General features: G+C 60.1%; 25 protein-coding genes and 1 pseudogene. 10 read left to right on the top strand and 16 right to left on the bottom strand.

Annotated elements, in window-relative coordinates; genetic code table 11:
* Nucleotides 1-210 precede the first annotated feature (210 nt).
* Entirely contained in the window at nt 211-1962 is a 1752-nt protein-coding gene (locus HGP14_RS16940; RefSeq protein ID WP_168831028.1) for a tetratricopeptide repeat protein, read from the bottom strand.
* A 585-nt stretch (nt 1963-2547) separates the two neighbouring features.
* Between HGP14_RS16940 and HGP14_RS16935 the strand changes: the two genes are divergently transcribed.
* Both HGP14_RS16935 and HGP14_RS16930 read left to right on the top strand, forming a co-directional pair.
* Nucleotides 2548-3504: a hypothetical protein gene (locus HGP14_RS16935; protein ID WP_168831027.1), complete on the top strand. Its 957-nt coding sequence runs from the start codon at nt 2548-2550 to the stop codon at nt 3502-3504.
* 54 nt (nt 3505-3558) lie between these two features.
* On the top strand, nt 3559-5001 hold the full coding sequence (locus HGP14_RS16930) for a lytic transglycosylase F (RefSeq protein ID WP_168831026.1): 1443 nt from the start codon (nt 3559-3561) through the stop codon (nt 4999-5001).
* 115 nt (nt 5002-5116) lie between these two features.
* Here the strand turns inward: HGP14_RS16930 and HGP14_RS16925 are convergent, their stop codons facing one another.
* Together HGP14_RS16925 and HGP14_RS16920 are read right to left on the bottom strand one after the other, a co-directional pair.
* A complete protein-coding gene (locus HGP14_RS16925) occupies nt 5117-5500 on the bottom strand; it encodes a YciI family protein (protein WP_168831025.1) in 384 nt (127 codons plus the stop codon).
* Nucleotides 5501-5672: 172 nt separating this feature from the next.
* A complete protein-coding gene (locus HGP14_RS16920; RefSeq protein ID WP_168831024.1) occupies nt 5673-6395 on the bottom strand; it encodes a DUF1194 domain-containing protein in 723 nt (240 codons plus the stop codon).
* Nucleotides 6396-6681: 286 nt separating this feature from the next.
* Here HGP14_RS16920 and HGP14_RS16915 point away from each other — a divergent pair, with 286 nt between their 5' ends.
* The 3 genes from HGP14_RS16915 (at nt 6682) to HGP14_RS16905 (ending at nt 8840) form a co-directional block, all read left to right on the top strand.
* On the top strand, nt 6682-7410 hold the full coding sequence (locus tag HGP14_RS16915) for an FkbM family methyltransferase (RefSeq protein ID WP_168831023.1): 729 nt from the start codon (nt 6682-6684) through the stop codon (nt 7408-7410).
* 238 nt (nt 7411-7648) lie between these two features.
* Nucleotides 7649-8419: a 2-keto-4-pentenoate hydratase gene (locus HGP14_RS16910; RefSeq protein WP_168831022.1), complete on the top strand. Its 771-nt coding sequence runs from the start codon at nt 7649-7651 to the stop codon at nt 8417-8419.
* A 181-nt stretch (nt 8420-8600) separates the two neighbouring features.
* The gene (locus tag HGP14_RS16905) at nt 8601-8840 is read left to right on the top strand and encodes a hypothetical protein (protein ID WP_168831021.1); all 240 of its coding nucleotides are present in this window, start codon (nt 8601-8603) and stop codon (nt 8838-8840) included.
* 73 nt (nt 8841-8913) lie between these two features.
* Here the strand turns inward: HGP14_RS16905 and HGP14_RS16900 are convergent, their stop codons facing one another.
* Nucleotides 8914-9384 carry a cupin domain-containing protein gene (locus HGP14_RS16900; RefSeq protein WP_168831020.1) on the bottom strand — a complete coding sequence of 157 codons (471 nt, stop codon included), beginning with the start codon at nt 9382-9384 and terminating at the stop codon, nt 8914-8916.
* A gap of 224 nt (nt 9385-9608) precedes the next feature.
* Here HGP14_RS16900 and HGP14_RS16895 point away from each other — a divergent pair, with 224 nt between their 5' ends.
* On the top strand, nt 9609-11549 hold the full coding sequence (locus HGP14_RS16895) for an adenylate/guanylate cyclase domain-containing protein (RefSeq protein ID WP_168831019.1): 1941 nt from the start codon (nt 9609-9611) through the stop codon (nt 11547-11549).
* A gap of 37 nt (nt 11550-11586) precedes the next feature.
* Here HGP14_RS16895 and nikR read toward each other — a convergent pair whose 3' ends face one another.
* Entirely contained in the window at nt 11587-12006 is a 420-nt protein-coding gene (gene nikR, locus HGP14_RS16890) for a nickel-responsive transcriptional regulator NikR (protein ID WP_168831018.1), read from the bottom strand.
* A 117-nt stretch (nt 12007-12123) separates the two neighbouring features.
* On the opposite strand from nikR, the gene HGP14_RS16885 reads away from it, so the two are divergent.
* Complete coding sequence (locus HGP14_RS16885; protein WP_168831017.1) at nt 12124-13173, top strand: HoxN/HupN/NixA family nickel/cobalt transporter; 1050 nt, start codon at nt 12124-12126, stop codon at nt 13171-13173.
* Nucleotides 13174-13249: 76 nt separating this feature from the next.
* Here the strand turns inward: HGP14_RS16885 and HGP14_RS16880 are convergent, their stop codons facing one another.
* Complete coding sequence (locus HGP14_RS16880; RefSeq protein ID WP_168831016.1) at nt 13250-14542, bottom strand: extensin family protein; 1293 nt, start codon at nt 14540-14542, stop codon at nt 13250-13252.
* Nucleotides 14543-14829: 287 nt separating this feature from the next.
* Between HGP14_RS16880 and HGP14_RS16875 the strand changes: the two genes are divergently transcribed.
* The gene (locus HGP14_RS16875; protein WP_168831015.1) at nt 14830-15216 is read left to right on the top strand and encodes an acyl-CoA thioesterase; all 387 of its coding nucleotides are present in this window, start codon (nt 14830-14832) and stop codon (nt 15214-15216) included.
* Between the two features lie 54 nt (nt 15217-15270).
* Here HGP14_RS16875 and HGP14_RS16870 read toward each other — a convergent pair whose 3' ends face one another.
* From HGP14_RS16870 to HGP14_RS16830, 9 genes and pseudogenes are all read right to left on the bottom strand, one after another.
* A complete protein-coding gene (locus HGP14_RS16870) occupies nt 15271-15624 on the bottom strand; it encodes a DMT family protein (RefSeq protein ID WP_168831014.1) in 354 nt (117 codons plus the stop codon).
* A 194-nt stretch (nt 15625-15818) separates the two neighbouring features.
* Nucleotides 15819-17056, bottom strand: a pseudogene (locus HGP14_RS16865) (MFS transporter).
* 164 nt (nt 17057-17220) lie between these two features.
* A complete protein-coding gene (locus HGP14_RS16860; RefSeq protein ID WP_246704488.1) occupies nt 17221-18009 on the bottom strand; it encodes a MarC family protein in 789 nt (262 codons plus the stop codon).
* The gene (locus HGP14_RS16855) at nt 17985-18356 is read right to left on the bottom strand and encodes an STAS/SEC14 domain-containing protein (protein ID WP_168831013.1); all 372 of its coding nucleotides are present in this window, start codon (nt 18354-18356) and stop codon (nt 17985-17987) included. Before HGP14_RS16855 ends, HGP14_RS16860 begins: the two co-directional genes overlap by 25 nt.
* A 59-nt stretch (nt 18357-18415) precedes the next feature.
* Complete coding sequence (locus HGP14_RS16850) at nt 18416-19387, bottom strand: DMT family transporter (RefSeq protein ID WP_168831012.1); 972 nt, start codon at nt 19385-19387, stop codon at nt 18416-18418.
* A gap of 245 nt (nt 19388-19632) precedes the next feature.
* A complete protein-coding gene (locus HGP14_RS16845; RefSeq protein WP_168831011.1) occupies nt 19633-20457 on the bottom strand; it encodes an RDD family protein in 825 nt (274 codons plus the stop codon).
* A 12-nt stretch (nt 20458-20469) separates the two neighbouring features.
* Nucleotides 20470-21321, bottom strand: coding sequence for an RDD family protein (locus HGP14_RS16840; protein WP_168831010.1), 852 nt, complete (start codon nt 21319-21321; stop codon nt 20470-20472).
* Between the two features lie 891 nt (nt 21322-22212).
* Nucleotides 22213-22437, bottom strand: coding sequence for a DUF2798 domain-containing protein (locus HGP14_RS16835; protein WP_168831009.1), 225 nt, complete (start codon nt 22435-22437; stop codon nt 22213-22215).
* A 36-nt stretch (nt 22438-22473) separates the two neighbouring features.
* Complete coding sequence (locus tag HGP14_RS16830; protein WP_168831008.1) at nt 22474-22899, bottom strand: ester cyclase; 426 nt, start codon at nt 22897-22899, stop codon at nt 22474-22476.
* A 166-nt stretch (nt 22900-23065) separates the two neighbouring features.
* Here HGP14_RS16830 and HGP14_RS16825 point away from each other — a divergent pair, with 166 nt between their 5' ends.
* Complete coding sequence (locus tag HGP14_RS16825) at nt 23066-23980, top strand: LysR family transcriptional regulator (RefSeq protein WP_246704487.1); 915 nt, start codon at nt 23066-23068, stop codon at nt 23978-23980.
* A gap of 176 nt (nt 23981-24156) precedes the next feature.
* Here the strand turns inward: HGP14_RS16825 and HGP14_RS16820 are convergent, their stop codons facing one another.
* Nucleotides 24157-24630 carry a VOC family protein gene (locus HGP14_RS16820; RefSeq protein ID WP_168831007.1) on the bottom strand — a complete coding sequence of 158 codons (474 nt, stop codon included), beginning with the start codon at nt 24628-24630 and terminating at the stop codon, nt 24157-24159.
* Nucleotides 24631-25059: 429 nt separating this feature from the next.
* Between HGP14_RS16820 and HGP14_RS16815 the strand changes: the two genes are divergently transcribed.
* A complete protein-coding gene (locus HGP14_RS16815; RefSeq protein WP_168831006.1) occupies nt 25060-26385 on the top strand; it encodes a solute carrier family 23 protein in 1326 nt (441 codons plus the stop codon).
* Nucleotides 26386-26421 lie beyond the last annotated feature (36 nt).

Here is a 26421-nt window from a genome sequence, read left to right as displayed (position 1 = left end):
CTCTAGGACATCGGCTATTAGCGAGCCCGTTGCAGACTCTCTTTTACTAAGCGGAACTGTGGAGGTTCAGGCCGCGATGGCGCGGAAAACTCGCAAAAGCTCTGGGGCGTCGGCGCCGAGTCGACAGGTCGGACGGCCCACGCGCCAATGCTCGCCCCAAGTTCTCCGCCGCCGCTTCGATGCGCCAGCTCGAAGCGGCGGCAGGAGGCGCTACAGCCGCTCCAGGTTCAACATGTCGGGACTGCCGCGCCAAGCCTTCGCGCGTTCCGCGGCAGCCTTGCTCTCGGCAGCCGTATCGCCGTTGGCTTTGGCCGCTTGCTCAAGACCGTAGAGCACCCAGGCACTGCCTCGAGAGCGTTCGAGTGCCGCATTGAACTCCTTCTCGGCTTCTTCGGGCTTGCCGCCTTTCAGGAGAGCTGCGCCGAGCGACTGCCTGACCGGGTAATACCAGTAGGGCGGTTCCATATAGGGGATGACGTCCTGGGCGTCGGCCGCCTCGCGCCAACGCTCGATTGCGGCGCTGTTGTCGCCACTCGCCTGCGCGACGCGCGCCAGGACCACGCGCTGCGCCACGTCGAGTACGGGCCGGACGGGAATGTTCCAGGCGTCCAGCGCCGACCAGTCGCTCTCGTCTGCGATACGCTGGATGGCATCGGCCTCCAAGCGAGCGGCGGCGGCATCCTTCCCGGCCAAAGAGACCCCTCTCGCGTAGTGCCACATCGCCATCACATAGGGCGGTGCGCCAGTTGGCTCGGGCATCGCCAGAACCGTCTCCGGATCGGTATACTGCAGCCGGGCGAAGTACGGAGCGGCCTTGAGCGGCTGAACGAAAGGTATCTCGGCGACGATGTCGTTGCTCAGCCATTTATCGAGCTTGTCGGCCTCGGCGAGCACGGTCTGCTTATCGCCGAGCAGTTGAGCCGACACCAGCACGAAGTGGATATTGTGGGCGTAGTAGGCAAGCGGATACGCGCCCATCGCGTGCGTCTGCGAGATATAGGCCTCGTCGACCTTTGAGGCCGTCTTGTTGGTCTCGAAGGCATCGACGTAGCGGCCGACCCGATAGTAGATGTGGCTCGGCATGTGGACGATGTGTCCTGCGCCCGGCATCAAGGCGGCGAGCCGTTCGGCGTAGGGTTCGGCGCGCTCCGGCCGGTCCGATGCCTCAACGAGATGGATATAGAGGTGGATCGCCCAGGGGTTGTCGGGGGCCTTGGCAAGGACTCCTTCCAGGCGCTTCTGGATATCGGCTGCCCGCCCTTTCGGCTCCTTGCCGCCCGGCTGCCAATAATCCCAGCGCTGCGTGTCCATTCCCGCCTCGGCGGCAAGCAACGCTAGATCGAGATCATCCGGATACTTGTCCGACAGGGCAGCTGTTGCGTCTGCGAAGGCAGCGTCGAGTTGTGGCCGTTCTGCCGCTGGATCCTCCGAATAGCGGGTAGCCACCGCCTTGATCAAATCCTGTTCTTTCTCGCTCGCTCCGGCGGCGAGGCTTTGCGCCTTTTTCAGCGCGGCGATGGCGGGCGCGTTCGCCGCCGGGTCCATCGGCACGTTGATGTTCGGTCCGAGCACCAGCGCCTCACCCAGGAAGCACATGGCGCAATCCGGGTCCAGGCGTTGCGCCATGCGGAAAGCGCGTCTCGCTTCCGCATGGTTGAAATTGACGGCCATCCTGAGGCCCTGGTTGAAGTAGCTCTGGGCATCCGCGCTTTTCGTGGTGATCGGATAGGTCATCGAACCGAGATCGGTCCACAGTTGCGGTTCCGCCTCCTCGTATGTCTTCATCGCCTCCAGAACTTGGGCTGGAATGGCGGCGACCAGGACACAATGCGGGGCTGCGGAAATTTCCGCCGGCGTTTTGGTTCCAGTCGTGCTGAACGCGGCTACCGCCGCACCAGCCCCCAGACCGGCGATCGCCAACGTGGGCAAAGCTGCAGTTTGCAGGAGATCACGAATCTTCATGAGGCCCTCCCTCTGTTCGCAGGCAAGTCTCTCCCAAGACTGCTGCGATCAATATCTACCCGCAAGGATTGCCTGGCAAATCAATTCACCGACCAGTGACAACCCGTACTTCCTCCAGGGCCATGACCGGTGCGGCTGAAATATCTCAGGGCCTGAAAGGGGCGTTCATGGGCGCGTTTACACTGCGATTTACCGTAACGTACTTCCGCTATTGCACGAAATCTGATGCCTTGGTTGTTCGACATTCGGCGTGCTTGCCGCAATGCCTGGGCAGGATTGCGTGCTCGTGGAGACTGTCGATGGTCACAGAGGGGTGAGTGACATGGGTGGCGAAACACAGGTCACGGCATCGACGGCTGGGGCGCCCTCATCGGCCGAGCCGCATCTGGATTTCCTTGCAGCGCATGGCGGGCCATTCTTCGACCTGCAGCGGCGAATGAATTTGTTGCATGAGAGCAGCCTCAAGAGTGGCAGGAGAGCGGTCCTGTTCGTGGCGATCGCCTGGGGTGTCCCTCTGGTCCTGACGCTGCCAACGGTGTTTTCGGAAACTCCAAGTGTATGGCGCTACCTGTCCGATCCCGGTCCATGGACCCGTTTTTCCTTGGCATTGCCGCCTTTGTATTGGCCGAGCAGCATGTCGAAACCGGGCTGAAACTAAAGTTGGGACAGTTCGCCCGGGCACCGCTGATTGCTCCTGCGTCAATGGAGGCCGCTGCGGCCCACGTCGCTCGCGCCCTTCGACAACGCGACTCCGGGACGGCCGAGCTGGTTTGTCTGTTACTTGCCGCGGTTGCGGCCCTCTTCGCCTATGCAAACTTCAATCAGGCTGCGATCTCGACATGGTCCGCGACCGTCTCTCCTGAGTCCAGCAGGCTGACGGCCGCTGGGTGGTGGGGCGTGTTCGTCAGCATTCCGATGTTCGTATTTTTGTTTCTGCGAGGCTGCTGGCGCCACCTTGTCTGGGCGAATATGCTCCGCCGCATCGCGCGCCTCGAACTGCGTCTGGTGGCGACGCATCCTGACGGGAAAGGTGGCCTTTCGTTCCTGGCCGAGTATCCGAACGCATACGTGCTGTTTGTGTTTGGCGTCAGCAGCGGCATAGCCGCAGCGGTAGCCAAACATCTGATGCAGGGCGGACTTTCGACAGCGACGCTGACGACAACAATGGCTGCATGGCTGATCATTGTGATTGCCTTTTTCGCCTATCCGCTTTCAGCCTTTTCGAAACCGCTTGCCGATCTCAAGAGCAAGACGCTGCTGACGTTGTCGGCCCGGGCGACCGTCCAGCAGCGGGCGGCAGAGCGCAAGTTGGTCGGCAGCAACATCGTTGCACCGGATCCGCAGGAAGCCGAGCAGCCGATCGAAGCTCTCGACCTGACAAAGCAATATGATCAGACGCGCAAACTGTCGTCGATGCTGATCAACCGCGGTGTGGTTCTGCCGGTGGCCGCAGCAGCGCTTGTTCCATTCGCAGCCGCCGGCGCGACCAAGCTGCCGTACAAGGAAGTGTTCTCGGTCTTGAAGAAGCTGCTGCTCGTCTGAACGATCCAGGCGTAAACTAAGTCCGGTCGCTACGCGAAGCTGGAGAGGCGCAACATGCGGGTGTACACGTACGCTTTGTTTCTGCTCGTCGCCATAACAACATCAACAGGCGTCATACTGCCTGCGGTCGCCGCCGAGGATGGGCCCCAGTTGATCGAAAAGCATATCCTCGATCTGAATGCGATGAAGGAGCGACGCATCGTTCGGGTCCTGGTGCCTTTCAGCAAGACGATCTATTTCGTCGACAAGGGACGTCAGTTCGGAACTGCGGTCGTGTTCGGGCTGGAGTTGGAAAAGTACCTGAACCGGGGTCGCAAGAAGCAGATCGAGCACATCCACGTCGTCTTCGTCCCTACACCGCGAGACAAGCTGCTGAGTGCGCTGAACGACGGCTATGGGGACATCGTCATGGCAAACCTGACGGTCACCGACGAACGGCTGAAGCAGGTCGATTTCGCCGATCCTCTATACAAAAATGCCGAAGAGGTTCTTGTCTCCGCCCCCAACAGTCCGGCAATCGCCAGCATCGACGACCTAGGCGGCAAGCACGTCGCCGTCCGCGCATCGAGCAGCTACTACGAGCATCTGTCGGAGCGAAACAAGACGTTGGCCGAACAGAACAAGCCCCAGATTGCCCTCGACCTGATGGATGAAAGCCTCGAAGATGAGGACCTGATGGAGATGGTCAACGCCGAGCTTTTGCCGTTCACCACCGTCGATGCGTACAAGGCCGATATCTGGTCGCATGTCTTCGCCGGGATAAAGGTGAACCACGATGTCGTCCTGGCGTCCGGAGGAAAGATTGCCTGGGCGATCCGCAAGGACAGCCCCGAACTGAAAAAAGAGCTCAACGATTTCGTGGCGACACACAAGATCGGCACAACGTTCGGAAACATCCTCCGCAACACCTATTTCAAGCAGGACAAGATCGTAAAGCGCGCCTATTCCCCAACGGACGTGGAACGATTTCAGCGGCTGGTCGAAATCTTTCGCAAATACGGCGGCACCTACTCATTCGACTACCTGATGCTGATGGCCCAGGGCTATCAGGAATCGCAACTCGACCAGTCCAAGCGCTCGCCGCGTGGCGCAGTTGGCGTCATGCAGATGCTGCCGTCGACGGCCATGGACAAGGTCATCGCCATCACCGGAATAGACAAGGATCCCGACCGCAATGTCGAGGCGGGGGCCAAATACCTCCGTCACCTGATCGACACCTATATCGACGATCAGGAACTCGATGTGAAGGATCGCCAACTGTTCGCTTTCGCTGCCTACAATGCCGGCCCCGGAAACCTGCGGAGGTTCCGCGAAAAGGCAAAGATCATGGGCCTCGACCCCGACGTCTGGTTCGGAAACGTGGAAAACGCGGCATCCGAGATCGTCGGGCGGGAAACCGTCCAGTACGTCAGCAACATCTACAAATACTACGTCGCCTACTCGTTGCTGGTTGCGTGCATGGACGCGCACAAGGATACCGGGTTGAACCAGCAGTAGAAGGATCTCGTGCGCGTCGAAGCGAGCAGGGAACCCGATCCCTTGGCCTCATCATGCAGCCGACAGATCCGGGCGACGCTCGTTCTCGCCGTTACATCACGTTGCGAAAGGCCTGCTAGCCATCATCCCTGGAGTCCAGAGCCGCGCCGGGTAGGTAGAGTGAAATCGGCCTGATTTCATAGACGGCTGTCGGGTTGGCGCGACGCAACTCACGCGCTGCCGCGACGGCTTCCTCGAGCGTCGGAAAATCCACGACGTAGAAGCCGAGCAATTGTTCCTTGGTTTCGGCAAACGGGCCGTCGGTCACCATCCCGTCGCCCTTCCCGCGCAAGGTGACGGCGCGATCCGTGGGTCCAAGCCGTGCGGCCGGTCCCAGGGATTTCTCCTGGACGAGGCGATCGTTGACCTTGAGCAGGTCGGTCATCAGCGCCGCATCCTCCTCCTCGGTCCAGGATTCGACCACGCCCGCTGCGTGATAGGCCAGAATGGCATAATACATAAATCGTCCCCCCACATATGTCCGTCTGCTTCGCCATCGGCTCGATCCGCGCGCCTTGGAGCCCACGCCGGCCGACTGCCGTTCAGAGACCTTTTAGATGCCCTCAGCTACACATTTTTGACTGGCGAAATGCAAGTCCCGCCCCGTCTAGCCTCCACTGCGCCTGGCGCCGCTATTCAGCGCTTGCGTGGAACCGGCTGTCCACAGCATCATCGGACGCGAGTTCCCTTATCAGTTTCTTTTTAAGGGCGGCAGAGTAATCCCCATAATTCTTCACATGCATGACGAACGCATCGGCCCCGAGGATCACCTTCCTGGCGTAATAGCTGGCCAGGTCCCCCAAATCGTCGGAGACGACCAGAGCATTGATCCTTGCATCCATTTGCTCGGCGCGCCTGCGTGCTTGATAGAGCGAGATCACACGCGGCCGTTTCGGTCCCAGTGTCTCCCTGCCGTCACCAGAGATGTCGACAATCAGTTTGCGGGCACATGCGTTCGGATCCGAAAGCATGGTGAGCGCTGACCAGATGCCGTTGCCTATGTCGGTATTTCCGAAGACCGCACGCTGATTGTTGTCTATTTCGCGTGCGAAACCCTCCGCGTCGTCACCATCATCGATAACGAACCACCCGAGCGCCTGTGTCCCTGCTCTGGCGTCCCCCCAGAAAACGGCTGAAACCGCCACGACCCCTGCCTCCCGCAAGGTTGAAATCACCGCCTTGTCGCGGAACGCGGCGGAAATCGCAGCTTTCTGAAATCCATATTCGGCATCATCGATGCTGTCGGAGCCATCTACCGCGAGAACGAGCGCGATGTCCGAGCAGGCGCTTGCTTGAGCCGCCGCGCTCGCGGTCAAAACAAGCGCTGAAGTGATGCAAAGCAGCGTCCTTCTCATCGCCGCCCCCTTGGGTTCATCGGCAGCAAGCCGACAAAGAATCTTATCATGAACGATGATGAAACCGTAGAAATACGTGGTCTTTCGAGAGACCTATTGCATTATGATATTAAAGTAGCCCACATATTGTTCGCAGCGATTTATACTGCTGGTCTATTATTAATGACATTATGCGAATATAAGATAAGTGGCTTCGCATTGGACACTGGCAACGTGATTTTCGACGTTCAAGGGAGCTAGTATGCGCAGTATTGCTATCGAGTTGATCGACAGAATAAATCCTCGCATGTCAGTTAATCTTCGTGTCAAGCGCCAATTCCACCCTGGCAGTCTCTCGGAGGTGGCTACACTTGTGAATTACCTGTCCTCCCGGGGTATTTCGGCAACTGATACGGCGTTTGACATCGGCGCGAACTCCGGCCTGTTCAGCCTGCCGCTCTCATCGATGTTCGCCGAAGTCGTCTCCGTCGAGCCCAATATCGAGCGCGCCCGTTTCTTGCAGCGTGCACTTCCTGAGAACGTACGGGTGGTCTGCGCTGCATGTGGGAGTGGGAATTCTGTCGCCGTGATGACCGTTCCCAAACGAAAGGATGGGATCCAGCTCCACGGCTTGGGAAGCATCGCCAAACGGGGCGATGCTGCGCTTTTCCACACCGGCGGCGAGCCCGTAGAGCTTACCGAGTTCACCGTTCCCGTCGTTACCGTTGACGCGCTGGCGAAACTGGCGAAGGGCAAGATTTCATTTCTGAAAATCGACGTAGAGGGACACGAGGATGCGGTTCTCGCTGGAAGCGAAACTGTCCTGCGTGACCATCGGCCGATCTTGTTCATTGAGATCGAAACGCGGCACGGCGTCGACGGCGTGAAGATCTTCGAGGAGCTTCGATCGCTCGGCTACCGCTGCATGTCGGTGAACCTCGGAAAGCTCGAGGCGCTCAATACTCCGGAATCATTTGCCGCAGCTCTCGCGACACCCGAGATCATCAACTTTCTGTTCGAGCCCGAGCGGACGTAATTTATCCGTCCGAAGTCTCGCCCAGTCCCCTGCGCACCGCACGGTTGGAGCGGCGGCTCTGTCGGGAGGTCCATCTCAATCTCGCCGGTTTTTTCTGTTTCAGCCGCCCGGCAAGACGGCAAGGACCCGCAACCACTATGAGATTTTGATTTCTTAGCTGTGATCCACGAATGGAATGCCTACGCGCCCCGGGCCATTTTTGTTGGCAGAGTCAAGGCCAACGATATGGAGCACGGAGATGTACTTCGAACTCAAGGACGTCACGGCAGATATCCTTGCAAAAAGCCGTCGGCATGACGGGCTCTGCGATCTGCCGCTCGACCTGATTTCCTCCGATCGCGAGGCTTACGACATTCAGGCGACGGCGCAGAATGCGCTCGGCTTCGAACGCAAGGGTTATGCGATCGTCGGGACGAGTGACGTCTCACGCCGGACCCTCGGCCTTGCAGGGCCGATCTATTCCGAAATTCCGGCTTCCGCGCTGCTTGCAGGTGTAAAGGAATTCCGGCTCCCGCCGGGAACCATCGGCGTACAGTGCGAGTTGGTCTTTACGATGCTCAGGCCCTTTCCGGATGCCGGCGAGCCGATCAATCTCGCGAGCGCAGCCGACGCCGTCCTCACATGCCGCCCGGCGATCGGCATTATCGGCCGGCGGACACGGCGGGTCTTCTATGGAGACAACGCGGCGATCGCCGACTTCGGCCTCCATGTCGCAACCATCTGCGGCGACCATTCCGGGGCGCTTCCACCCGCCGAGCTCGCGGACCTCGAAGTCACGACCTTCCTGTTTAAACAGACGGTCTTTTCCGGAAGGTCGGCATCGGTCATGGGCAACCCGCTGAATGCGCTCGCCTGGCTGGCAGGTGAGCTATCGGCGAATGGCAGGCAGCTCCAGACAAACGACGTCGTGGCGACGGGGTCGTGCACGACAATCCTTCAGGTGTGGGCCGGGCAGCATCTGGCTGCCGACTTCGGGCCGCTGGGCCAGATCGAGTGCGTCTTCGCCTGACGTCAATTCACTACCGAAAGGAAAGCATAATGCGGCCGCAACAAAAGCCATTCGTGATCGAGATCAAGAAGACCAGGCGTCTCCGCGCAAAGCCTTTGCAAATGAAGGTGAGCTCTGGAAGCCTCACGAAAGGACAGAATGCAGACGCAAGCCCGGTCCTTCAGCGTGAGGATCGCGCCTGATGGTAAGCCGCAACGTCCCGCATGAGTATTTTCTGCTTGATGCCGCAAGAACGGAGGGCCCCGTCGTCGGCCATCTGCGCGGCAAGCCGATTTCTGCCGCCGTCGTCGACCGGCACGGCAGCCGCTATCGCTTCGTCGGTGTCGCCGGAAGGGATCGCCAAGGCGGGCTCGACGTCCTGTCGCTCAAACACGGCGAGTGGATCGTCGCCCCCGACCTCGTCTACGAAAAGGCCGCCTAGCGTCGATGCCGGGGGCGATAACGCCCCCGCCGCCCTCTCGGCGGCGGGACAGTTGCCTTCAGAGCAGGGCCGGCTATTGCGACTTTTGCGGATCGTCCGCCGGATTGAGGTATCTGATGCGCCACGGACCATTCGTCGTAATCTGGATGATGCTCGGCTCGTCGAAATAACTGAAATGCGCCGTGCCGGGCGGCAATGCGAAGAAACTGCCTGCAGGCAGTGGCTTGGCCGCGCTCCGATCGACCGTTTCGCCCATTCCGAGATTGATAGCCCCTGATATGACCGTGACCACTTCAAACCCAGGATGGGTGTGCGGCGGGATCACATAGCCTGACGGCAATTTGAGCCGCAGCGCAAACAAGCCTTTCTTGGTGGGATCGCCGAACAACACTGCCGCTTCCGCTCCGGCGGGAAGCACCTTGGGGGCCGCGCCCCATTTGATATCACCGGGAGTGAACATTGGGTGCGCTTCCTCTGCCGAAGCAAAGGAGGCCATCCCGCATAATCCGATCAAGCCGGCTGCGAATATCGATGTGATTTTCATGACAAACCTCCCTCTCTCGCCGGGCCTTCCACCTCGGCTGAGCGCTGGGGCAGGCTCGCGAAACGCAAGATAGTACGTCCGCGGACCACGTCTAAGCAAGCTTTCCCGGTCATCGGCGCGAACTTCGGAAACGGCCCGATCCATTCCGGAAACGGGCACAAGTGATGCCGGTGTCGATTTGCGATTGCAGTGGTATTGTATGGTTGAGCACGAGAGGCCATGCAATGCAGACCCGATGGAGCACGATCAAAGGCACCCTCGCCACCTGGGCCGTGCCGCTGCGGCTGCATCTGAGCGTGATAATCCTGGCGCTTTTGGCTGTCACCGCGCTTCCGATCGTTTGGATCACCTACACCCAGGGCAGGTTCGCCGCCCTTTCCACCGGCGAGGCCCAGATGCGTCAGCTCGGACTTCGCACGATCGAGGACTACCGCAACGTCTTCAAGGGCGGTTACACGGCGGTTCTGACTGCCTCGGCCGTTCCGGAGATGCTGACCGCGCCACCCAATGATCTCAAAGCGAAACAGGACTTTCTCCTGAAAGCCTTGCAGTCCTCCTTTCGCGTCGATGGCATCTATGCGGGCTATCCCGATGGTGGTTTCGTTCAGGCCCTCGGAGTGGCGGCGGATCCCGAATTCAGGGGCAACTTGAACGCCCCGGCGCAGGCTGCCTACGCCGTACGAGTCGTCAGCAGGGTTGATGGTCCGCCCAGCACGATCTGGACCTTCTACGACAAGGAAATGCGTCTGCTCAATCGCCGCGCCGACCGTGATGATATGTTCGACCCACGCGTTCGGCCCTGGTATCTTGCGGCGGTTGGCGAGGGCAGGACCGTGTCTGTCGGACCCTATGTCTCGGCATCGACCCATTTCTTGACCATGACGATAGCCACCCCCTCTGGGCCGAGCAACCGCGTGGTGATCGGGGCGGACGTCATGCTGGTGACGCTCGGAGCGGTTGTCGACGTCAGCGCCCTTTCGGAGCATGCCCGTGGCTATGTCTTTGATCAGAAAGGCGGTTTGATCGTCCACTCCGACAAGGATGTGATGAATGAGGTCAGGAGGCGGCTTCGCGCCGGCCAGGAGGTATCCGTGGCAACGCTGGCGCAAGCAGATCCAACGCTTCCGGTCGTCACGAACCTGCTCACTTCGGACCGCAGCCTGGCGACGGGCGCGGTTGTCCGCTTTCCCGTAAACGGCCATGACTATCTGGCGCAGGTTTTTCGCGAAGGGATCGCCAGTCTTCGCGGCGGCTATACGGTCGTCATAGCAGCACCGCTTGAAGAGCTTGTCGGGCCGGTCGAGCGCAGGCTGAAGCGCAATCTGGCAATTGCCGCAGCCTTTCTGGCCACCGGCGTCCTGATCGCGCTCGTCATCTCCCGGCTGGTCAGCCGATCGCTATATCGGCTCGCCGACGAGGCAACGCATATGGGCAAGCTTGAATTCGGCGAAAGCCGCATTGCCCATTCCTGGATTTCCGAGGTCAACGTGCTCGCGAAGGCTTTGAGTTCGGCGCGCCATGCCATCAGGACGTTTTCGGTTTATGTGCCCCGGGAACTCGTGCGCAGGATCGTCATTGCAGGCCAATCTGCCGTGGGCACCGCTGTCCGGCAGGATATCACCGTGCTTTTCACGGACATACGCGACTTCACCACCATTTCCGAAGAGAACTCGCCTGAGGAGGTCGTGGCCCTGCTCTCGGGCTATTTCGAAACCCTCAACGAGGTTGTCGAGCGCCACGGCGGCACGATCGTGCAATATATGGGAGATGGCGTTCTTGCGATGTGGAACGCTCCCTTGCACGATCCCCGTCATGTCGAAAATGGCTGCTATTGCGCCCTGGCGATGAAGGCTGCGATCGACGCCATGAACGCCGCAAACGCTGCAGATGGACGGCCTCTACTCATCACACGCTTCGGCCTGCACACGGGCCAAGCCGTGGTGGGCAGTGTCGGTGCAGAAACACGACGCCAATATACTGCCATTGGAGACACCGTGAACATCGCCTCGCGTCTCGAGGGCCTCAATCGGCAATATGGGACATCGATCCTCGTCAGCGGCGCGGTCCGCGATGCCGTTGGCGAGATGTTCGAACTCGTTGCCGTCGGCATCGTCAGCGTCAAAGGACGAACGGGGCAGACGGAACTCTTCGAGCTTAGAGCGTAGGAGCCAGCTCCTCGCAGTCCCACCGCGATCCGGATCTCTAGCTCTCTGGGATTTCAGTTGAGATCGGCATGATGTGCAGGTGCCCGTATTTGACTGACCTTTCCGCGATCACGTGCTCAGCAAAATGCTGCAACTCATTCGGTTGCCCCTTTAGAATCCCAACTTCGAGGCAATGACGGTCATCAAGATGAACATGCAGGCTTGAGACCGCCAGAGAATGATGTTCATGAAATGCGCTGGTAAGGCGACGCGCCAGTTCCCGAGCCTCGTGATCGAACACGTAGCTTAAGACGCCAATCGAGTTGGTAATTGAACCTGTTTCGATCGAAGCTTGTTTGAGACCTGCGCGGGCTAGGTCGCGGATAGCTTCGGAACGGTTCTGGTAGCCTCGGGTTTCGATAATCCGATCGAGTTCGGCCATCAGATCATCATCAAGAGTGACCGTTACGCGCTGCATGAAAACTCCTCGAATAAAATTTTCTTAATGGCATCAGTAAGCATTTTTGCCGTCGACTTCATACTTTGCTTTCCGTAAGCCGGGGGTGTCGAGAACACTCTTAATCCGAGGACAGACATGCTTCCAAATCCTTTTGACGACAAACCAGCACAGATCAAAACAAAAGTCATGATGACCTTTATTTTCCTGATCGCTGCTAACATCGCCGCATGGATTTGGGCGTGGACCGCATTCTCCGACCAACCGACACTGTTAGGCATCGCGTTTCTGGCCTACATGTTCGGTCTCCGCCACGCCTTCGACGCTGATCATATCGCAGCGATCGACAATGTCGTGCGCAAACTCATGCAGGAAAACAAGTCGCCCTATGCCGTCGGCTTCTTTTTCTCGCTCGGTCATTCGAGCATCGTCGTCCTGGCTTCAATCGCGATCGCTGCGACGGCGGCCGCCATGCAGACCCAGCTTGACGAATTCCATGAAATCGGCGGCGTTATCGGCACGACAGTCTCAGCACTCTTCCTTCTTGTCATCGGGCTCGCCAATCTCTTCATTCTGAAAGGCATATGGGCAGCCTTCGGCCGTGCGCGCCGCGGCGAAAAGCTCGTTGATCAAGACCTTGATGCGGTGCTTGCCGGTGGCGGCATTCTTTCGCGACTTTTCCGCCGTACCTTCAGCATCGTCTCGCGGTCCTGGCACATGTACCCGATCGGCTTCCTCTTCGGGCTTGGGTTCGATACGGCAACCGAAATCGGCGTGCTTGGAATTTCAGCAATGCAAGCCACCCAGGGCATGTCGTTCTGGACGATCCTCGTCTTTCCGGCCCTTTTCACAGCCGGCATGTCACTGTTCGATACGATCGACAGCATGCTGATGACCGGCGCCTACCGCTGGGCCTTCATCAACCCGATCCGCAAGCTTTGGTACAATCTTACGATCACCGCGGCATCGGTCGTCGTCGCCGTCTTCATCGGCGGTCTGGAGGCACTGGGTCTGATCTCGGACAAGCTCGGCCTCAAAGGCGCGTTCTGGGATTTCGTCGGTGGCATGAACGACGACCTTGAATATTTCGGCTACGCCGTCGTCGGCATCTTTATCGCCAGCTGGATCGTCTCGGCGGTGATCTACAAGGCAAGACGCTACGACAACCTCGCGGCCCATCAGGTCTGACCTCCCAAGCTCGGCCGATCGATACGGGCAGTCTGCTGGAATGCGGCTGCCCGCCGCGCCTAGCCCTTCACCGCCCTTAGCTGCAGTAAACCCTGCCGCTCTTGCGCGGTCTAAGATCGAAGTGGAAGTGGTTCCAGTGCTCCGGATTGCTGCCCGGGCCGAGAACGGTGTTGAAATACCTGCAGCTGTCGGAACGCACGGCCTTCAGCAGCCTGCCCTCGCGGAAGGAGAAGAGCCCCTTCTTGCGCACGTCGATCTGGTGGCCGTTCTTCAGCACGAACTTGCCGACGTCGATCGCGTTGCCGTGCGCATGTTCGGACATCGGATTGTAGCGCTGGCGGCTGTTGTTCATGCGGCGGCAGGAATAGCCACCGAGCGGCTGGATCGTCTGGATGCCCGACCAGTAGCGGTAGCGGGCGGACGGCGCGAGTTCGTTCTTCACCCATTTGGCGAAGGCAAGCGTCACCTGGCAGTTCAGCGTCACCGCCGGCTTGACACCGATATTGCCGGAAAGCCCCTGCAGCGAAACAGGATAAGGCACCTGGCAGGCAGGCCCGTTGGAAATCGGCGGCTTGTCGGTGAAGATCACGCCCATGCGCTTCAGCTCGCGGCGGCAGGCAAGCTCGGAGGCCGGCATCACGCTGGGGTCAGGCGGAATCGGACGGCTCATCATCGGATCGTTCGGCCTGACCATGGCGACCTCCTGGCTCTCGTCCTCCTCCGGAACGCGCGACGGCTCGATCACCGAACGGCCATCGTTCCAGACGGCGGCGCGGCTCATCTCGCCCTGTGCCGCGGGCGGCGGCATGGCCTGCCGGTTCCTCTGCGTCGGGTTGTCGGTGCCGATGCCGTCGACGATCGGCTCGGCTGAATCTCCCTCGGCGATCTGCTGCTGTTCTTCCTGCGCCAGCCCGACGACCGGCTCGACCCCAAGCTCCGCATCCATGTTGACGCCGCCCGAAGGCACCGCAAGCTGCTTTGCCCCTCCCCAGGCCTGCGGCTGGCCCTGCACACCCTGCCCCTGCGCCAGCGCTTCGTCGCTGTCGATCATCGGCAGTTTTTTCGGCATCGGCTGGCTCATGGCCCGAGCCGAATGCCCGGTGCCAGCGAGGTTCGGCGTATCGAGATAGTCGGACGAGCCCTGGCTGCTGGAGACAGGTGCGCCGGAAGCGGCGGGATAGGACGGCTGCATCTCGGCTGGCGCCATTTGCATGGCGGCACGGCGCGGCGCAGGCGTGATCGAGCTCACCTTGGTGCCCGTATCGATGTTGGCCGGCGGCACCAGGCCATCGCTGATGGAACAGGTCGTCAATGCGGTGGAAAGGAGCGCGGGCAATGCCACACGCCGCAGGAAGGAAACATACGCCATACTCAATGTCCCCGCCCGGCCCCCGCCCTCCGGCACGTGACCGGAATGAAACATGACTGTGCCAATTGTGAAAATGGCGGAGACGACATTTCTGTGTCCGCCCCGGCCCACGGCGCAGCGAATTGGCAACTTGACCCAAGTTTAAGCTTTGATGGTAAACAGAAGCTTTCCCGCAACGTCCAAAGCCTCCCCCTGCGTCAGAAGTATGCAGGCCGCTCTTGCCATCTGCCCCGTTCGCCTGCCATTTTCGCGCGTCGCGCGGCGGCAACCAACAAAAAGGAAATGCAATGACTGATGGTTCGAAGCCGAAAGGCGAATTGACACTCCGCACGCTGGCCATGCCGGGCGACGCCAATCCCGCCGGCGATATCTTCGGCGGATGGGTGATGGCGCAGATGGACTTGGCGAGTGGCATTCGCGCTGCCGAACGCGCCAGGGGGCGCGTGGTGACGGCTGCTGTCAAGGAGATGGCCTTTCAGCTGCCGGTCAAGATCGGCGATACGCTTTCGGTCTATACGGATATCGACCGCGTCGGCCGCACCTCGATCACGCTCCATGTCGAGGCCTGGGCACATCGCTCGCGCTACAACCAGATGGAAAAAGTGACGGCGGCCACCTTCATCATGGTCGCGCTGGATGAAGAAGGCACGCCGAAGCCTGTCCCCGAGGAGTGACGTCAAGCAGGCGGCATCACCCGCCTGCTCACCGCTCTTCTCGAGCCTCGTGCCCTACGCTCGGAAAATGAAGGACGCGCCGATCGCGATCAACGCAAAACCGATGGCGTGGTTCCAGGTCAGGCTTTGGCCGAGATAGAAGACCGAGAAGCCGGAAAAGATGATCAGCGTGATCACTTCCTGGATCGTCTTCAACTGCGCTGTCGAATAGACCGACGAACCGATGCGGTTCGCCGGCACGGCCAGGCAGTACTCGAAGAAAGCGATGCCCCAGCTCGCGGCGATGGCGATGAAGAGGGCACCGCCCTTGTGCTTCAGATGTCCGTACCAGGCAAAGGTCATGAAGATGTTGGAGGCAAAAAGCATGATCACCGGCCAGACGGCGGCCGCGCTGAAGGTGAAGGGCATAGGGGAATCCTGTTGACGTTCGTGCCGCACTATTATCCGCACGAGCACGGCGATCAAGCAGCACCGCCGCGGCATATGCAAGCAGCGGCAATCGCCCCGCACGCTAAATCGTCGTGCCGGCGATCGCTCTCGTCCATCATCACGCGATTGCGCCCGGCTGCCTTCGCCGCATAGAGGCCGCATCGCGTCGCAATTTACGACGCCGGCTCCGCTGCCTCCTCCGTGCCGAATCCTACGTCCTTCTTTTCGTAGCCGAAGCCCGCAAGGACGGCGACCACCAGCGCCACGACGGCTGCGACGATCAGCAGCGCGAAGGCATAGTCGCCGTTCCAGCGCGCTGCGAGCCCCGCCTGCATCGTCGCATTGCCGGAGGCGAGCAGGTTGCCAAGCTGATAGGCGAAGCCCGGGAACGTGCCGCGTACCTCATCCGGCGACAGCTCGTTCAAATGCACCGGCACGATCCCCCAGGCGCCCTGGACGAAGAACTGCATCAGGAAGGCGCCGGCGGCGAGCAGCACCGGGCCGGGCGCGTAGGTCCAGAGCGGCGCGATCGGAATCGCGACCAGCGCGGCGATGACGATCGCCCGCTTGCGTCCGATCCGCTGCGACAGCGCCCCGAAGAACAGCCCGCCGACGATCGCGCCGATATTGTAGACGATGGCGATCGCGCCCACCGTATAGGTCGAATAGTTCCGCTGCGTTTCCAGGAAGGTCGGATAGATATCCTGCGTGCCATGACTGAAGAAGTTGAAAGCCGTCATCAGCAGCACCGACCAGACGAACAACGGAATGTTTCCCGGAGCACTGCGAGGAACGGTTTGCGTCCCCTCGCCTGCCGCTTGAGGAAAGCCGGCGATTCCTGCACGTTGCTGCGGATGTAGAGCACGAGCAGCGCCGGCAGCGCGCCGACGAAGAACATGCCGCGCCAGCCGATCACCGGGAAGAGCAGGAAGAACAGCAGCGAGGCAATGAGATAGCCGGATGGATAGCCCGCCTGCAGGATACCTGAGACGATGCCGCGCGATTCCTCCGGCACCGTCTCCATGACCAGCGAGGCGCCGACGCCCCATTCGCCGCCCATGGCGATGCCGTAGAGCGCGCGCAGCACGAGGAACATGGTCAGCCCGGTCGAGAAGCCGGTGAGGAACTCGAACAGCGAGTAGAGCAGCACGTTCACCATCAGCGTGATGCGCCGCCCGTAGCGGTCGGCGGCCAGGCCGAAGATCAAGGCACCCAGCGCCCGCATGGCGAGCGTCAGGAAGATCGCCGCCGAGACTGTGGGAACGTCGGTATGGAATTCCTCGGCGATATATTTGAGGACGAAAACGAGAATGAAGAAATCGAAGGCGTCGAGCGTCCAGCCGAGATAGCTGGCGACGACGGTGTTGCGCTGCTGCGGCGTGAGAGCGCGCAGGCTTGCCAATGCGGACATGATTATTCCTCCGTCCGAACGCGGCGGCGAGGCGGGGCAATTCCGGATGCCGTCGGAAGGGGTGCCTGGGCGGTGGCGCTGCAGAAGACAGCGTCGGATAACGTCAGCTATGCTGCTGATGTTCCATTACATTTTTGTAATGTGGGGGTAGAGAAAAGCGGTGGCTACCAGGCAATCATGCTTAAACTATGCAAAATGACCTGCAGACCCAGGGCAGCCTGGGTAACGCCGAGCACCACTGCCAAAACCTGTAGTGAAGTTCCGATCCATCTAAGGATAGTCTCAGCGAACATCATGGCCACCCAGTCCAGCGCCAGGATCAGCAATACGATGGCAGCCACGGTGAGCCCTTCCGCTTGGCGGCCGCCCGCCAACGTGGCGAAGACGATGACAGCGGCTATACCATAAGGGGTCACAATCGTTGGAAATGCCAGCGGTGTCAGAGCCAGTCCCATATCCGTTTGGCCTTGCCCTGCCGGTCGTACCGGGAGGGCGGCAGTCGGCTGCAAGACGGTTCGCAAGGCCACGATAAACAGGATGATGCCGCCCGTCATCGCCAGCACCGGCAATGAGATTTCCAGATTTTCAAGCATGGTGCGTCCGAGAAATCCGGCGATCGCCAGCGCGGCCGCCGAGAAAAGGATCGCTCTGGTGGCTATTCGTCGCCGGACGCCGGGCTCGTAGCCGCCTGCAAGGACCTTGAATGGCACCAATATCTTGATTGGACCGAGCATCAAAAAGAGCATTAGGAATATCTTGCGTGCACCGAACTCCACCTCCGGTATGTCCGCCCCGAGCGGCGATTGCGCAAAGCATTGCACGGGAATACTGGCCGCCCAAACCACAGCCAGAACGGAGGCGAGGAGATACCGCCGCGCAGCACGCCGCAACTCAGGAGCCGCTTCCGCATTTTTCTCCCGCAGGCAAGTCATAATCGACCAGTCTCCAGCCATGAAAGCGCTGGTGCTCGTTGCTTGAGGTCGAACAGACGAATCTCCGGATGGACGAACAAACCGGCGACGGCGGGAATGATCCTAAGAAGCCTGCGGCTGGTTACAACCGCAATCCGTTCGATCCGTCGATGGTGACCGGAGACAAATTTCAGATGGGCAGCCAAGGCCTCGAAGTTCTTCCATCCGGGGAATGACTCGATATTGATCATCAGGCCGTTGAGTTTTCCGTTTGAGCGAAGGGCGAGCTCAACCTCATTCGCGATCGTTTCGAAGTCGGCCTTTTCGAGCGAACCATGCGGTGTGATGATCAGGATGTTCTTGTCGCGCAGGGGTTCAATGACGATCATGGTCACCTCCCTCTTCTCCTCAATACCATAGGTCGATGCCTCGGTTACCGCCCTCCCCCTTAGGCCTTTACCGCCTCCGCCTTGGCCTTCGGCTTCAGCAGGATGATGAGAAGCAAGCCGGCGACGATGAGTGCCGCGCCTTCGAGGTGATAGGTCTGCAGCTGCTCGCCGAGGATCAGATACGCGAGCACAGCGATGAAGATCGTCTGGATGTAGAGGAGAACGCCCGCCCGGGCCGCGCCCAGCGCCTCGATGCTGCGATTGAAGAGGTAATACATAAGCGCTCCGCCGGGGATCGCGACATAGGCGAGCGCGATGAGCCCGCTGGCGTTGAGCGTCGAGCGTTCGTCGGAGGCAAGCTCGAAGAGGTAGAAGGGCAGCGCCGTCAGCACCGCCGCACCGAGGAGCAGCACCAGGAGCGAAAGGCGATCCACATCGAATTTCGCCCGGCGGAGCAGGACGGTATAGAGGCTGAAACAGAACGCGCCGGCGACGATCCACAGTTCACCGGGATTGAGGTCGAGGCGCACCAGCGCGGCCGGGCTGCCTTTGACGATGATGACCACGATCCCGAAAAAGGCCAGGATCGATCCGATCACCTGCCAGCGTCCCATCGGCTCAGCCAGAACCAAACGGGCAAGGATCATCGTGATGATCGGGATCAGCGCAATGATGATGCCGGCGGTGGTGGCATCGGCGTGTTCGAGGCCGACGAAAATCAGGCCCTGGCAGATCGCCAGTCCCATGCCGCCAATGACGAGCAGTTCGAAGGCGCGCGCCCGCACCAGCGCGACCATGTCGCCGAAATGCCGGTGCACGATCGGCATCAGGATCGCCCAGGCGATCAGCACGCGCCAGAAGCAGAGCGCCCAGGGCGGCATCTCGGAAGAGACCCATTTCGCGGCGATATAGACGCCGGCCGACAGCAGCCAGCAGAGAACCCCCACGGAATAGGCAGTTGCAAGCGAACCGCCCGCCGCCTGTTCCGTCCCGACCGTGTCGCGATGGACCGCCAAGACATGTATCGCCATGGCTCATTTATGCCACAGTTTCCGCGAGTTGCACAGATGACTACGCCAATTGCAGACATTGCAATAGCTCTGCAATCCTACGACAGAACTCCGGTTCGGCTTAGGCTCTGGAACAGGTGCATGGCAATCCGGATGCGATCGCCCGAAGTTCTTGACGAAGATCAGTTCACCTCCGTCCACTGATAGGACAGTTGGAAGTTTTCGACAGCAGCGAGGGATACATTCTCAGCATTGAGCCGGCTCTATCAGGAGCGAGGAATACCTATTGGAAGCAATCTGGCCTGGGCAATTCCACGCGATTTGAACTCGTATCGGCTCGAACTTGATTTTCCATAAGGAAGACCTGCAATGAAAAGTAGCAGGATCGCCAAGAGGGCTCCGATCATAGTCCGCATCAAGGATGGCCTCCCCGCAACGATGGCTCTTCCCTCATCGTAGCTCGTGGGCCGGCCCTTTCTCACCCGCAAAAACTGAGCGATTTGCGTGACAAAATTGATGATCGGAATACCAACCGCCAGGCCGACCAGCCAGACTCTCATTTCTCGCCCCACGTATGACGAAAGACTATCGGTACCGTCGAGGTTTCGGACCTTTATTCCAAGCAGAGCTTTGCCCGGTGTATTCCCAAACGCGGTGGTGCAGTAGGCCATGGATAGCCCGATCAATGGCAGCAGCGCTAGCTGAAAGAGGATCCCCTTGGACTCCAAAGCGCTTGCGACCGAGGCTGGCCCGAAGATAGCTCCTAGGGTAAAGCCGATAGCAAATCCCCAGACTGCAGCGCCGACCGCAATATCGAACATCCGTGCCCAAAATCGCGGCCATGGGCGAGCTTCCATGGTCTGGACAGGGAACGACGAAGGCAGGGATGGAGTTGGCGCTCTTTGCTGAAGGTAGACTGCTGCCGCCTCCCCAAATTCCTCAACCTCTGCGAGCGAGCACCAGCGATCGAGGCCCTGATGCCAGACTAATGTCTGAGCATCGAGATGTCCGGATTTGATCAACACGTTCACCTCTGTGGCAGATACAGGCCCCAGACTCTGTCCCCCGAACGCGTAGAACCACGATGTCATCCTGATTTCTCCTTACATGTCGGTGCATCTGTTTCGGCCTGAATAGAGCGAATGTCGTCCCGACGACCTGCAGACCTCGCAACCACAGAATCGGTCGTAGAGCATCTGGCCGCGCCATCGGATGAGAGGCAGCGCCCACCACAGCAGCATCGCTATGAGAAGTGCCACGGCGATCAGTATCGGAGTTGTGGTTGCCGCCGACCCATCGCGCATAGCCCGCAGATAGGCATCGAAGCTTTCGTCGGATGCTGTTACCGCATTGACCAGATTGATCCCCGCAAAGGCGATCAATGGTGAAAATTTCAAAAGTTCCCTTTTCGATGCTTTGCTCCACTGCGGCGACGCGCCTTCCACAGTGACTACTTGTATGGACAGGATCTTCTTGCCCAACGTCCGTCGACCATTCGCACTGAAGTATGCGAACGCGAGCGACGCGAGTATCAAGCCGAAAAGCGTGCCGACGCTGTCTGAGACCGGGTTGATCGCATCACCATTTTGGTTCACTGCCGTCGACACGCCACGAGACGAAAATGTTCCGCCGTCGGGATTGCCAGTGATGACCGTTGTCCGAAAGAAGGCACTCTCTTTTCCCAAGAACGGCTTGACGTAGCAGATTTGGTTTACCCGCCTTTCTCCCGGATTCAGCGGCCATTCACGCTCAGTTTTTTCGACCAATGGGCCAAGATTGGCTTCTTCGCACTGCGTGCTCTGAAAAAGCGGCATTCCGAAATTCAAGGGAATGACGATCGCAACGACTGAAAGCAACACTTCAAAAATTGCCATGTCTATTAGGTAAGCAAATGCGCGTCTCCAGAAGAGCCGCGGCTTCGCGGTCGTCTGACGCGCGTGAGCGATCATGTCCATATTTGCTCCTTGCCCCCAAGTTGCATGACATCGGAAAAGTCAATCAGTGCTGCATTGCCGGACGGCATGATCGCGATCGCCTCTAGGGCTCGCGCGTATGACGACAAAGATATAAAAATAACAACTTTATCACGAAATATTCTGGAGATGTGGCAAATGTCAACACGCGGGTTGCCGGACAGCTTCTCCAGCCCGATGCCGCCGTAGTATTTCCTTTCATGGGTCCAGTAAGTTCGATCATTTTGATCGCGTCTGAAAGTATGAAGTGGTCGCGACCATTTTTCGGATTTAAGTAGTAGATGCCGGCGGCCAAACTGGGCTTGGCGGATGCTTAGTGCAAGAGGGAGGGCCTATATGTATGCAAACCTTCCGCGCCGAAGATGTCGCAACTGCCCCAACCCCTAATCGGGTGGAAGTTGAACGATAACGACCGCTCTGGAGAGCCGAAAGCGGTCGGGGCATGAGCCTCGCTGGCGGCGTAAATTCCCACTCCAAAGACACGCCTGTCCGCCGGCTTATCCCCGGCGGACGCTTCCCTCGCCGCCTGCCATCAATCTCAGCCAGGGACCGGCATGAAAACAGGCTCATCGGCACCATGCCGCTGAGCATCGGGCCGGCATGCATGGTGCAAATCATATCGGCCGAGGCATTCTCTGCCACAAGGAAAACCATGGCCGCGAAGCTCGGCGCTGCTGCGAATGGCCGCCAGCGAGCGAACCCCGAGGAGTCGAGAAGGCCGCGTTTGGTGCGATGGGGACATCGGCAGCAGCAGCGATCGCGTTCGCTGCCGCCTCTTCTTCTCCTTTGAGAGAGAGTTGAATGAGGGAGCTCGCAGCACGGCAAGTATCCCGATCCGCGGCCACGGGATGCGTGGAAATCTCGTCGTGTCCTTCAGTCCGTGAGCGCATCCGCAAGCCTGCGGATGGCAGGCGCTGCGATCACCACGACGGGGAGCATGACCGTCCAGGAGAAGAGATAGGCCCGCAACCAGTGGGCGGCGAAGCTTCCCTCGGCGTAGAAGGGAAGGCTCGCGATCGCCGCCGCGACGGCGCAGGTTATCCCCGACTGTATGACGCCGAAGACGAAATGGCGGTATTTCCGGGAAATTCTAGACATCGCTGACGCTCCTTTGTCGGCGCCGCCCCGTGGAATTCAGGCGACGTGCTCCACTCCGGCAAGGTTGCGATGCACCTCGAGAGCATTGCGCTCCACCCAGTTATGCTGCAGGAGCCCGTCCTCGCGCACATGCATCACGGCCGTGCCGGTCATGGTGATCGGGGAGCCGCAGGCCGGCGACCCCATGAAGCCGTTGTTCCTGCCCGTGACCATCCAACGGGACACGACGCGGTCGCCGGTCTCGTTCTGGAAGATCTCGACGACGTCGAACCGGAAGTCATCGATGCTCGCAAGAAAGGCCGCGATCCATTTCTTGAAGGTTTCCCGCGAGCGGACCTCGACGCCGCCCGTGGTGATGACGAAGTCTTCCGCCACCAGCCGGTCGACGGCCTCGGGGTTCTTCGATTGCCACACTTGCCGCCAGAAATTATTGACGACTTCGACCGAATTTCTCGTTGCCATATCCATATCTCCTTTAGAGTGCCGCGCGTCCGATAGGATGCACAAAGGACGCTCGATCGCTTTGAAACGGCATGCGTTGCGCGTTCGTTTCTGGCGTCATTGTTGGAGATTGCCATAAAGAAGACAAACGAATAAAGTTAATCACATCTAGTTGAAAGACTAATCGATGACAATGCTACTCGATCTGGAACTGGACCTGCTCCGCGCCTTCGTGGCGGTCGCCGAGACTGGCAGCTTCACCGCGGCTGCCGAAGTAGTCGGCCGCTCGCAATCGGCGGTCAGCCAGAAGGTGCTCCGCCTCGAGGACATCCTGCAGATGCGCGTCTTCGACAGGACCAGCCGCTCGCTGAACCTGACGTGCGACGGCGAGCGGCTCCTGGTAGCGGGCAAGCGGCTGCTCGCCCATTATGAAAGCTTCATGCAGGAGCTTCGCGATCCGCCAAAGGTCCCGCTCCTCAGGCTCGGCATCTCCGAGAACCTCGTCCAGACGCAGCTCCCCCGGCTGCTTTCCCGGTTCAGCCGCCTCCATCCGGACGTGCAACTGGAGCTGACGACGACGGCGAGCGAGGATCTGCTCGCCGAATACGAGGCTGGGCGCCTCGACATCGTCATCGCCAAGAGGCGGAAGGACGGTTCCCTCCATCCCGGCCGTGTCATCTGGCGCGAGCCGCTGGTCTGGATCGCCGGCCCCGATTATCGCGCCGACGACCGCAGGCCCGTCCGCCTGGTGATGATGCGCCCGCCCTGCATCTATCGCGCCATCATGACGGAGTCGCTCGATGCGATCGGCCGCGAATGGGTGACGGCCTGCACCACAAGCAACCTCATCGGCATCGAGGCTGCCGTTCTCGGTGGCCTCGGCGTCACCGTCCTCGGCAAGTCCTTCGTCCAGAACGGCATGAAGATTCTACCCCCCTCCGAGCGCTGGCCGGCGCTGCCCGTCGCCGAAGTCTCCGTCATCGGTGAAAACCCCGCCCTGCAGCACATCGTCCGGCCGCTGGTCACGCTCCTGACTGAGGCCCTGCTGGAAAGCACGAGCCTGACCCTCGAAACGCCGCTGACGTCCGCCAACGAGAGGTGACGCGGCGCCTCTCCTCGCGATCAACTAGCAATTGTCGCCAACCTACGCCAAGACATGTATCGCCATGGCTCAGTCATGCCACAGTTTCCATGAGCTGCACGGATGACGGCGGCGGCCCTCCCCCGATGTCGCGTCAGCGCCAGCCGCGGACGCTACGGCGTAGAGTTGATGATACCTCAGCCACGCCGAGCGGCTTCGATCACCGCAACGTCGATCTTCCTCATGGTCATCATTGCATCAAACGCTCGCTTTGCTTGATCACCACCTACCGCAAGCGCGTCGGTGAGTACGCGCGGCGTGATCTGCCAGGACACACCCCACTTGTCCTTGCACCAGCCACAGTCACTTTCCTGCCCGCCGTTGCCGACAATGGCGTTCCAGTAGCGGTCGGTTTCTTCCTGATCGTCAGTCGCGATCTGAAATGAAAAGGCTTCGTTGTGTTTGAACGCGGGACCGCCGTTCAAGCCGATGCAAGGAATACCCGCGACGGTGAATTCAACAACCAGCACGTCTCCCTGCTTACCGTCTGGATAGTTTCCAGGTGCACGAATGACGGCACCCACCGCGCTGTCCGGGAAGGTTTCGGCGTAGAACCGGGCGGCAGCCTCGGCGTCTTTGTCGTACCATAGGCAGATCGTGTTCTTGGCCATTGCGCGGGTCCTTTCGCTCTTCACTTCCCATTTCCTCCCTGAAGTAAGACGCAAGCCGTCTTTCTCCAGCCCCTGTGAGCCATTTCACGCGGGCAATTGCCAGGCGCCGCTAAATGCTTCGGGCCAAACGGCGAAGCCGGATATGTCAAAAGCGCCGGAAGCGATCGTTTCAGGTAGACAAGAATTATCCGAAAAACTTAAATCTCTTGCTAGCGTCATTCGGCGGTCGAGTGTTGTGGGAAACCGTTTCGACCCCATGACAGCAGCAGCCGATATCAGTATCGGAGAACGGGAGGAGCCGATACAACGAATCGAAGCCTAGCGACGGTCGAGTATCGGACGACAGGTAACTCTATTTCACGCCTTTGACGCACTACGAGAGCATTCCTCAAAGTCGCTGGGCGGGCATCGAACGGAACGGGGCGAGCGATGGGCGAGACAGGCGGCTATTTTCCACGTTGGCAGCTGAAGGCGGAAGGGCGCATCCTGCCCGACGAGCGGCTGCCTGCAGGCCAGACAATGGTGCTCGGGCTCCAGCATGTCGTGGCCATGTTCGGCTCCACCGTGCTCGCCCCGATCATCATGGGGTTCGATCCCAACGTCTCGATCTTCTTTTCCGGCCTTTCGACGTTGATTTTCTTCGTCGCCGTCGGCGGGCGCGTGCCAAGTTATCTCGGCTCCTCCTTCGCCTTCATCGGCCCCGTTCTTGCCGCGACGGGGGCAGTAGCCGGGGCACCCAATCCGAACATCGGACTGGCGCTCGGCGGCATCATCGCCGCAGGTGCCCTTTATGCGCTGATCGGCGTCATCGTCACGCTCGCTGGCCATCGCTGGATCGAACGGCTGATGCCACCCGTCCTCACCGGCGCAATCGTCGCCGCAATCGGGCTCGTGCTCGCGCCGATTGCCATAGCCAGCGCGTCGGGAACGAGCCCGGCGAACCCGGGCGGCGACCAGCTCTCGCGCTGGGTCGCCATTCTGACGTTCGCCGCCGTCGGCGCGGTCGCGGTCTATGCGCCCGGCATGGCGCGCCGCCTGCCAATTCTTATTGGCGGCGCGCTCGCCTATCTCGCCTATCTCGTGCTCGCGAATGGGCTTGGCCTCGGCGCGCCGATCAACTTTGCTGGCGTCGCGGCAGCTCCCTGGTTCGGCTGGCCTCACTTCACCGCGCCGGTCTTTTCCGCTTCCGCGATGACGCTGATCGCCCCCGTCGTCGTCATCCTCGTTGCGGAAAACCTGGGGCACATCAAGGCGATCAGCGCGATGACGGGGCGCAATCTCGACCCCTATCTCGGCCGCGCCTTCATCGGAGACGGCATCGCGACCATGTTCTCGGGCGCCTTCGGCGGCACGGGCATGACGACCTATGCGGAAAACATGGGGGTGATGGCGGTGACCCGCATCTTCTCCACGCTCGTCTTCCTGGTTGCGGCCGCGATCGCGATCCTTCTCGGCTTCTCGCCGAAATTCGGCGCACTCATCCAGACGATCCCGGGACCTGTTATCGGCGGGCTTTCGATCGTCGTCTTCGGCCTCATCGCGGCGACTGCGGGGCGCATCTGGGTCGAGAACAAGGTCGACTTCGGCGAACCGCGGAACCTCATCACGGTTGGTGTCGCGCTCGTGCTGGGTGCCGGCAACTTCAAGCTCGCCGTCGCGGGCTTCACGCTTGACGGAATTGGCACCGCGACAATCGGAGCGATTGTCCTCTACCACGCGCTGGGGTGGGCGAGCCTGACCAATCATCGGAACTAGAGCACTTGCGACGCAGGCGTTGAGGGCGGCCGTCTT

Source organism: Rhizobium sp. P32RR-XVIII (assembly GCF_012641395.1).
In the GTDB taxonomy this organism is placed as follows: Bacteria; Pseudomonadota; Alphaproteobacteria; order Rhizobiales; family Rhizobiaceae; genus Rhizobium.
Note: the sequence above shows the minus strand (reverse complement) of the source record. Positions and strands in the feature narration are given on the sequence as shown.